This is a genomic window from Actinospica durhamensis, from assembly GCF_018139695.1.
Taxonomy (GTDB): Bacteria; Actinomycetota; Actinomycetes; order Streptomycetales; family Catenulisporaceae; genus Actinospica; species Actinospica durhamensis.
In genome coordinates, this window is sequence record NZ_JAGSOG010000332.1 from 1 (window position 1) to 8,513 (window position 8,513).

An 8,513-nucleotide genomic window follows, 5' to 3' on the forward strand; every position below is an offset into this window, starting at 1 on the left:
GGCTCATCGGGTGCTCCCGGAGGCGGTCTGCGTCGGCTTCGGGCTGGTACTCGGCGTCCCCGAGGCGGTCGGGGACGCCGACGCGCTCGGCTTGGCGCCCGAGGACGCCGTGGCGGTGGCCGACGCGGCGGCCGTCGGGGTCGGCTTCGGCGTGGGCGACGGGCTCGGCGCCGGGCTCGCGACACCGAGCACGGCGCCGGTGGTCGGGTTCAGGAAGGCCGGCTGCGGGTTGGGCACCAGCCCCTGGGCGGCCGCGGCGGAGGCCAGCGCGCCCGGCGCGGAGAGCCCGGACAGCTGCTGGGAGAGCTGCTGCTCACGGTCCGTCAGCTGCGCCTGGCGCTGCTCGGCCTTCTGCGTCCTGATCGAGTTCTCGCCCATCGCCGTGTTCAGCGAGAGCAGTGCGATCAGGCCCGCCGCGAGCACGCCGAGCACCAGCAGCGCGAACGGGATCGCGGAACGCCGCCCGGCCCAGCCCTCGATCACGGCCAGCCGCGGCCCCGGTCCTCTTCTCGACGGTCGCTCAGCCATGACGGCCAGTATCGCCTACCCGGATGAGACTGTGCGTCAGCGGGCGCGTCCGGCGCGGTGAGCATGCGACCCCTGACACCCCCTGATGGAGCGTCAGGCGTCCAGCCGGGCCCGCACCGAACCGGTCCTGACCCGCTCGGCCACCCGGAACTTCGCCGAGGCCGCGCGCGGGTTCGCCGCGAGCTCCTCGGCCGTCGGCTCCTGCGCGCCGCGGGTGAGCAGCCGCAGCACCGGCTCGGTGCCGGGCGGGGCGATCGGCAGCCCGCGCGGCGCGGTGGACTCGGCGCCGGCCGCGAACACCCGCTTGACCCAGCGGTCCTCGAGCGAGTGGTAGGAGAGCACGGCCACCCGCCCGCCCACCGCGAGCAGGTCCACCGCGCGCGGGACGGCCCGACCGAGCACCTCGAGCTCCCCGTTCACCTCGATCCGCAGCGCCTGGAAGGCGCGCTTGGCCGGGTGCCCGCCGGTGCGCCGGGTGGCGGCCGGGATGGCGCTGCGCACCAGTTCCGCGAGCACGCCGGTGCGCTCGATCGGCGCGCGCTCGCGCTCGGCCACGATGGCCTGGGCGACGCGCTTGGCGAAGCGCTCCTCGCCGTAGTCGCGCAGGATCCGGGCCAGGTCCCCGACCGGGTAGGTGTTGACGACCTCGTACGCGGTCAGCGGCGCGGTCTGGTCCATCCGCATGTCCAGCGGGGCGTCGTAGGCGTAGGCGAAGCCGCGCTCGCGCATGTCCAGCTGCATCGAGGAGACCCCGAGGTCGAACAGCACCCCGTGTACGCGCTTGACGCCGCGTTCGGCGAGCACGTCCGGCAGCTCGTCGTAGACCGCGTGCACGGCCTCGAACCGGTCGCCGAACCGGGCCAGCCTGGCCCGGGAGCGCACCAGCGCCTCCGGGTCGCGGTCCAGCCCGAACAGCCGCGCGTCCGGATAGCGCTCGAGCAGCGCCTCGCTGTGCCCGCCGAGGCCGAGCGTGCAGTCGACCAGCACCGCCGCGCCCACCGTGTCCGCCACGTCGAGTGCCTCGACGCACTCGGTCAGCATGACCGGGACGTGCGGAGCCCTGGGGGCGTCCGCAGCCTCGGCCGAATCCAGCCCGTCCACCGCTGCCGCCACCGTTCTTCTCGTGCTCACGCCGTGCTCCGGCGCCCGATCCCGCCCCGGAGCACTCTACAAGCCGATCAGGCGGTGTCCCGGCGCACCAGCTCCACCGGCAGTATCACCGCGGCCGGCTCCTGCCCGTCGAGCAGCGCGAGCAGCAGCCGGACCATCTCCTCGCACACCCGCTTGAACGGCTGGCGCACCGTGGTGAGCCCGGGCCGTCCGGCCGAGGCGGCCGGGGAGTCGTCGAAGCCGACCACGGCCACGTCCCCGGGCACCGAGCGCCCGGCCCGCTCCAGCGCGTCCAGGGCGCCGCGGGCCATCAGGTCCGAGGCGACGAACACGGCGTCGAGGTCCGGCGCGCGGCGCAGCAGGTCCTCCATGGCGGCCTGCCCGGAGACCCGGGTGTAGTCGCCGTGCACGATCAGGTTCTGGTCGTAGCCGATCCCGGCCTGGGACAGGGCCTCGCGGTACCCGGCCAGCCGGTCCCGGCCGCCGGGGGTGTCGAGCGGACCGGTGATCGTGGCGATCCGGCGCCGGCCCAGACCCGCGAGGTGCGCGGTGGCCAGCCGGCCGCCCTCGGCCTCGTTCACCGCGACGTAGGCCAGCTCCTGCTCGTGCCCGATCGGCAGGCCGCAGGCCACGGTCGGGATGCCGAGCGAGGCCAGCCGCCCGATCACCGGGTTGCCGGCGTGCGTGGAGACCAGCAGCGCGCCGTCGATGTGGCCGCCGGAGATGAAGCGCACCACCCGCTCGCGGTCCGGCTCGCTGTCCGCGATCGAGAGCAGCAGCGGCATGTCGTGCGCGGCCAGCGCCTGGGTACAGCCGCGCAGCAGGACCTGGAAGTTGGGGTCCTCGAAGAACTTCTCCTGCGGTTCGGACAGGATGAAGGCGACCGACCCCGAACGCTGCGTCACCAGCGAGCGGGCGTGCGTGTTGACCACGTACCCGGTCTGTTTTATCGCCTTGTTCACGGCGGCGAGCGCCGCGGGCGAGACGTTGATCCCGCCGTTGAGTACGCGGGAGACGGTGCCGCGGGATACTCCCGCGGCCGCCGCCACGTCCTCGATCGTCGGGCGCCTTCGCCCGCTGTCGACGACCACTTATGCCCCCATCGCATTCTTCGTGCCCGCACGACGCCCACGCGTCGGCCGGACGCCGCCCGCGCCGCTCACTTTACCGACCCCGCCGTCAGATCGACCCGCCAGAAACGCTGGAGCAGGAAGAAGAGCACGATCAGCGGCAGGATCGAGAGCAGCGCGCCGGTGATGGCCAGACTGTAGAGCGAAGGCTGCGAGGTGCCCGCGTCGAGCAGGGTGAAAAGGCCCACCGTGAGCGGGTACTTGTTCTCGCTGCTGAGCATCAGCCAGGGCAGCAGGAAGTTGTTCCAGATGGCCACGAACTGGAACAGGAAGACCGTCACCAGACCCGGCGTCATCATCGGCAGCGCGACCCGCAGATAGGTGCGCCACTCCGGCGAACCGTCCATCCGCGCCGCCTCAAGCACCTCGTCCGGCACCGAGGAGCCGGCGTAGATGCGGGCGAGGTAGATGCCGTAGGGCGAGATGATCGAGGGGATCAGCACCGCCCAGTAGGTGTTGGCCAGGCCGATCTTGGCCACCAGCAGGTACTGCGGGATCGCGAGCACCACGGCCGGCACCAGCATCCCGATCAGGATCATGGTGAACAGGAAGCCCTTGCCGCGGAAGCGGTACTTGGCGAAGCCGTACCCCGCCGTGGCCGAGACCGCGGCGGACAGGATGGCGCCGCCGCCGGCGTAGATCGCCGAGTTGGCCAGCCAGTTCCAGAACACCCCGCCGTTGTACTGGGTGAGCAGGTCGAAGTTGGACACGAAAGAGCCGGCCGGACGGAACGGGGCCATGCTGCCGAGCTGGGTGTTGGTCTTCGTGGTGGCGATCAGCAGCCAGATGATCGGCAGCAGCGTGTAGAGCGCGCCCAGCAACAGCACCGCGGTCGGCACGATCGAGGTGCGCCGACCCCGGCGCGGGGCCGTGCCCTGGGCGGTGGTCGTCAAGAAGGTCATGATTTCGCCTCCCCTCCGAAGATCTGGCGGTTGGTCAGCCGCAGCACCGCGACCGACAGGACGAACATCAGCAGCGCGATGACGATCGACTCGGCCGAGCCGAGGTAGACGTCGTTGGCGGTGTAGGTGTCGCGGTAGATCGTCATCAGCGGGGTCCAGGTGCTCGAGACGCCGCCGTAGGAGATCTGGTGCATGGCGTAGGGCTCGTTGAACACCTGCAGGGTCGCGATGGTGGAGAAGATCGCGGTCATGATGACGGCCGGGCGGATCATCGGCAGCTTGATCCGCAGCGAGATCTGGCGCTCGTTCGCCCCGTCGAGCCGGGCGGCCTCGTAGGCCTCCTGCGGCAGCGAGCGCAGGGCGGTGTAGAGCACCATCATGTTGAAGCCGGTCCCGCCCCACACGCCGATGTTGGCGACGGACAGGAACACGATGTGCTGCCCGAAGAAGTTGATCCCGGAGATCCCGAACAGCTCGTTGAGGGTCGAGTTGATCGGCGAGAACGCGGGCAGGTACATCATGCCCCAGATGATCGAGCCGATCAGCGTGGGCACGGCGTACGGCAGGAAGATCGCGATCCGGCCGAAGCGCTGGAACCGGACCCGCTGCGCGTCCAGGATGAGCGCGAACAGCACGGCCAGGCCCAGCATGACCGGGATCAGGATGCAGCCGTAGAGCAGCGCGCGCAGCACGCTCTGCCAGAACTCGCCGTCGTGCAAGACGGTGGTGTAGTTGGAGAATCCGGCCGATACCTGCTTGCGCGCGTTGGCTCCCAGGCCCAGGCCCATGACCTGGGTCTTCTGCGTGCTGAGGTAGACGGTGTAGCCGAGCGGCACCAGGAAGACGGCGACGAACAGCACGACGGCGGGGGCGACGAAGAGGTAGGGCGAGCGGCGCGGCTCAGGGCTGTGCCGCTTGCCCGGGCGAGCCCGCCGCGTCCGGGACACGGACGCGGCGGACTGCTCGTCGTACAGGGAGGTGACGGTGCTCATCGTCTCAGGGACTCAGGACCCGCTGATGGTGAAGTTGGCCGACTTCATGTCCGCGATCACCGAGTTCTGGAGCTTGTCCAGGGCGGAGAGGTAGCCCGCCTCGGTCTTCACGGTGGAGGCGAAGTCGTCCCCGAAGTCGCTGTAGGCGACGTTCACGTCCGGGCCCCAGGTGGCGGCCGCGGTCGACGCGGAGAACTGCTTGGCCAGCGTGTAGAAGTCCGACTGGTTCATGAAGCTCGAGGCCGGCAGGGAGGAGCTGGACTCGGCCGAGAGCGAGGCCGGGTAGATGCTGCCGTCCTTGACCAGCAGGTCGGTGCCCTGGCTGGACTGGTTGAGCCAGGCGATGAACTCGGCGGCCTGCTGCGCGTGCTTGGAGTCGGAGGTCACCGAGGTGGCCGAGCCGCCCCAGGCGCCGTCCACGTCGTCGCCGGCGGCCCACTGCGGCAGCTCGGCCATGGCCCAGTCGCCGGAGGTGTTCGCGGCCTGCGAGGCCAGGTCGCCCGGCGCCCACACCGCGGAGATCCAGGAGGCGTACTCACCGGAGGAGAAGGACTTGTCCCAGCTCGCGGTCCACGCGGTCTGCGAGTCCAGCGCGCCCTCCTGCACCAGGTTGCCCCAGTAGGAGGCGACCTTCTGCGAGGCGGTGGAGTTGATGCCGACCGACCAGCTGGTGCCGGAGGTGGACCACCACTGCGCGCCGGCCTGCTGGCTCAGCCCGGAGAACAGGCCCGCGTCGGTGGTGACGGTGTCGCCCATGTAGATGCTCGGGTCGTCCTTGTGCAGCTGCACAGCCTCCGACGCATACTGCGCCCAGGTGGTCGGCACGGCCAGGTTGTACTTCTTGAAGACGTCCGTGCGGTAGAAGAACGCGAGCGGCGCGGCGTCCTGCGGCACACCGTAGAGCTGGCTCTGGCCGAGCGTGACCTGGTTCCACAGGCCGCTCGGGAAGTCGCTCTTGAGGTTGGAGTCGTACGAGGAGATGTCGGCCAGGTAGTTGTTGGTCACCATGGTCGGCAGCGACTGGTACTCGATCTGGGCGATGTCGGGCATGTCGCCGGCCTTGCCCGCCGTCAGCAGCTTCGCCAGCTCCGCGTCACCGCCCGCGGCCTCGGTGAACTTGATCTGTATGTCCGGGTGGGACTGATTCCACACGGCCACGACCTTGTCCATGTTGGGCACCCAGGACCAGAAGGTCAGTGTCACCTTCGAGTTCGAGTTCGAGCTCGAGCCGGTGTTGGTACTGCCGGAAGAGGAACAGCCGGCGACGAGCGCGGTCGCGGCGAGGGCGCACACGGCACCCTTCGCGGGGCGAGGGAACTTCATCGTCCACTCCTGTCGGTGTGAAGCTGAGGGTTAAGGGTGGCTCACGCAAGTGCAGCGGTTGTGAACGCTCCCAGACTCGTGACAGAATCCCTCACTGTCAAGTGGTGGTGTGCCGCCGCACCGGCGTGCTACTACTTCGTTATCGTTCCGTGAGCGCTCCCACTCTCCTCACCGCCGTGATCCGTGGGAGCGTTCACGGGACGCGCCCCTGTCCGCCCCCGCATCCCCGGTGCAGCAAGGAATCCGCCCATGAACCAGACGGCCAGCCCGCCGGCCGCCCCCTTCGCCCGGCTCGCCTACGGCGCGGACTACAACCCGGAGCAGTGGCCCGAGGAGGTGTGGGCCGAGGACGCACGGCTGATGCGCGAGGCCGGGGTGAACCTGGTCAGCCTCGGCATCTTCGCCTGGGCCCTGCTCGAGCCGGAGCCCGGCGTTTTCGATTTCTCGTTGTTGGACAAGGTGATCGCGCAGCTGGCCGGAGCCGGGGTGGACGTGGACCTGGCCACCCCGACCGCGGCCGCGCCCAACTGGTTCCTGACCGCGTATCCGCACGTCCGCCCGGAGACCGAGGACGGGGTGGTGCTGGCCGGATCCTCCCGGCAGACCTACTGCCCGCACTCCCCCGAGTACCGCGAGGCCTGTCTGCGGATCGCCGACAAGCTCGCCGAGCGGTACGCCGCACACCCCGCCGTGACCATGTGGCACGTGCACAACGAGTACGGATCCCCCACCGGGGCTTGTTACTGCGCTGTGTCCGCACAGGCCTTCCGGGTGTGGCTCAAGGCGAAGTACGGCACGCTCGAGGCCCTCAACACCGCGTGGACGGCCACCTTCTGGGGCCAGCTCTACACCGCCTGGGAGCAGATCGACACCCCCAAGCGCACCCCCATGGCGGACGTGAACCCGGTGCACCGCCTCGACTTCGCCCGGTTCACCTCGGACACCACCCTCGAGCTCTACACCGGCCAGCGCGACGTGATCAGGGCCCGGCTGGCCGCGGTCGGGCGCGCCGAGACCCCGGTGACCACCAACTTCCAGCTGATCAACTGCAAGGCGCTGGACTTCTGGAGCTGGGCCCGCGAGGTCGACATCGCGGCGAACAACCACTACCTGACCGCCGAGGCCCCGGACAACCAGATCGAACTGGCGCTGTGCGCGGACTTCACCCGCTCCATCCGCGGTGGCGAGCCGTGGCTGGTGATGGAGCACTCCACCGGCGCGGTGAGCTGGCAGCCGCGGAACCTGGCCAAGCGCCCGGGCGAGATGCGTCGCAATACCCTGTCGCACGTGGCCCGGGGCGCGGACGGCGCGATGTTCTTCCAGTGGCGCGCCTCGCGCGGCGGCGGCGAGAAGTTCCACTCCGCGATGCTGCCGCACGGCGGCACCGGCACCCGGATCTGGCGCGAAGCGGCCGCCCTCGGCGCGGATCTCGCCGCGCTGGAGCAGGTCGCGGGCTCGCGCGTGGCCGGGGCGAGCACCGCGGTGCTGTGGGACTGGGAGTCGTGGTGGTCGCTCGAGCAGGTCTTCCGCCCGTCGGTGGACCTGGCGTACAAGCCGCGGCAGCTGGAGTTCTACGAGCAGCTCTGGCGCGCGCACGTGCAGGTCGACTTCGCCCACCCGGGCGCGGATTTGTCCGGCTACCGCCTGGTGGTCGTCCCGCAGATGTACCTGTGCCGCGAGCAGTGGGCCAAGAACCTGCGCGACTACGTGGCCGGCGGCGGCACGCTGGTGGTGTCCTACTTCTCCGGGATCGTGGACGAGGACGACGCGGTCTACCTCGGCGGCTACCCGGGCGTGCTGCGCGACCTGCTCGGCCTGACCATCGGGGAGTTCCTGCCGCTGCACGCCGATCGCGAGGTCGCGCTCACCGGCGGGGGCACCGGGCGGATCTGGTCCGAGGAGATCGCCCTGCACGGGGCCGAGGCGCAGCGGGTCTTCGCCGAGGGCCCGGCGGCCGGCGGACCGGCGGTGACCAGACACCGCGTCGAGGAGGGGACGGCGTGGTACCTGGCGACGAGCCCGGATCCGGCGACCCTGCGCGAGATCCTGCGCGCGGCGGCCGCGGACGCGGGCGTCGCCTTCGACACGCAGACCCCGGACACCCTCGAGCTGGTGGAGCGCGCCTCCCCGGACGGCGACCGGTACCTGTTCGCGATCAACCACGCGGACGAGCCGGCCGAGTTCCCGGCCTCGGGCACGGACCTGCTCACCGGTGAGGTGTTCGCCGGCTCAGCCACGGTGCCCGCGGGCGCGGTCCGGGTGGTCAAGCTCGAGGCCTGAGTCCGCATACGAGAACGGCCCCGCGGGATTCGCGGGTTCTAACGATCCTCGCAACACCCTGGATCCAGGGAGTTGCGGGGATCGTGGATTTTGAGGGGTTGAAGGCGAGGTTCTTCGAGGCGCTGGATCGGGAGGAGGGCAGTGTCTCGGGTGCGGCCCGGGTGGTCGGGGTGAGCCGTCACACGGCGGCCGGATGGGCGCGGAAGGCCGGTGTCCGTGGTCGTGGGAAGACGGGAACGGGCGGGCAT

The 8,513-nt window shown here is 70.6% G+C and carries 7 protein-coding genes; 1 reads left to right on the top strand and 6 read right to left on the bottom strand.

Annotated elements, in window-relative coordinates; genetic code table 11:
* Positions 1–3: 3 nt before the first annotated feature.
* The 6 genes from ftsL to KDL01_RS36385 all read right to left on the bottom strand — a co-directional run bounded on the left by ftsL (position 4) and on the right by KDL01_RS36385 (position 5,985).
* Complete coding sequence (gene ftsL / locus KDL01_RS36360; RefSeq protein WP_212533252.1) at positions 4–528, bottom strand: cell division protein FtsL; 525 nt, start codon at positions 526–528, stop codon at positions 4–6.
* Between the two features lie 93 nt (positions 529–621).
* The gene (gene rsmH / locus KDL01_RS36365) at positions 622–1,620 is read right to left on the bottom strand and encodes a 16S rRNA (cytosine(1402)-N(4))-methyltransferase RsmH (RefSeq protein WP_281415796.1); all 999 of its coding nucleotides are present in this window, start codon (positions 1,618–1,620) and stop codon (positions 622–624) included.
* Between the two features lie 86 nt (positions 1,621–1,706).
* Positions 1,707–2,729 carry a LacI family DNA-binding transcriptional regulator gene (locus KDL01_RS36370; protein WP_212533253.1) on the bottom strand — a complete coding sequence of 341 codons (1,023 nt, stop codon included), beginning with the start codon at positions 2,727–2,729 and terminating at the stop codon, positions 1,707–1,709.
* A 68-nt stretch (positions 2,730–2,797) separates the two neighbouring features.
* A complete protein-coding gene (locus tag KDL01_RS36375) occupies positions 2,798–3,670 on the bottom strand; it encodes a carbohydrate ABC transporter permease (RefSeq protein ID WP_212533254.1) in 873 nt (290 codons plus the stop codon).
* Positions 3,667–4,662 (bottom strand): carbohydrate ABC transporter permease, encoded by a 996-nt coding sequence (locus KDL01_RS36380; protein ID WP_212533255.1) that lies wholly within the window; start codon positions 4,660–4,662, stop codon positions 3,667–3,669. Before KDL01_RS36380 ends, KDL01_RS36375 begins: the two co-directional genes overlap by 4 nt.
* Before the next feature lie 12 nt (positions 4,663–4,674).
* Positions 4,675–5,985 carry an ABC transporter substrate-binding protein gene (locus KDL01_RS36385; RefSeq protein ID WP_212533256.1) on the bottom strand — a complete coding sequence of 437 codons (1,311 nt, stop codon included), beginning with the start codon at positions 5,983–5,985 and terminating at the stop codon, positions 4,675–4,677.
* Between the two features lie 249 nt (positions 5,986–6,234).
* Here KDL01_RS36385 and KDL01_RS36390 point away from each other — a divergent pair, with 249 nt between their 5' ends.
* Positions 6,235–8,265, top strand: a complete 2,031-nt coding sequence (locus KDL01_RS36390) for a beta-galactosidase (protein WP_212533257.1) — start codon at positions 6,235–6,237, stop codon at positions 8,263–8,265.
* Positions 8,266–8,513: the final 248 nt, after the last annotated feature.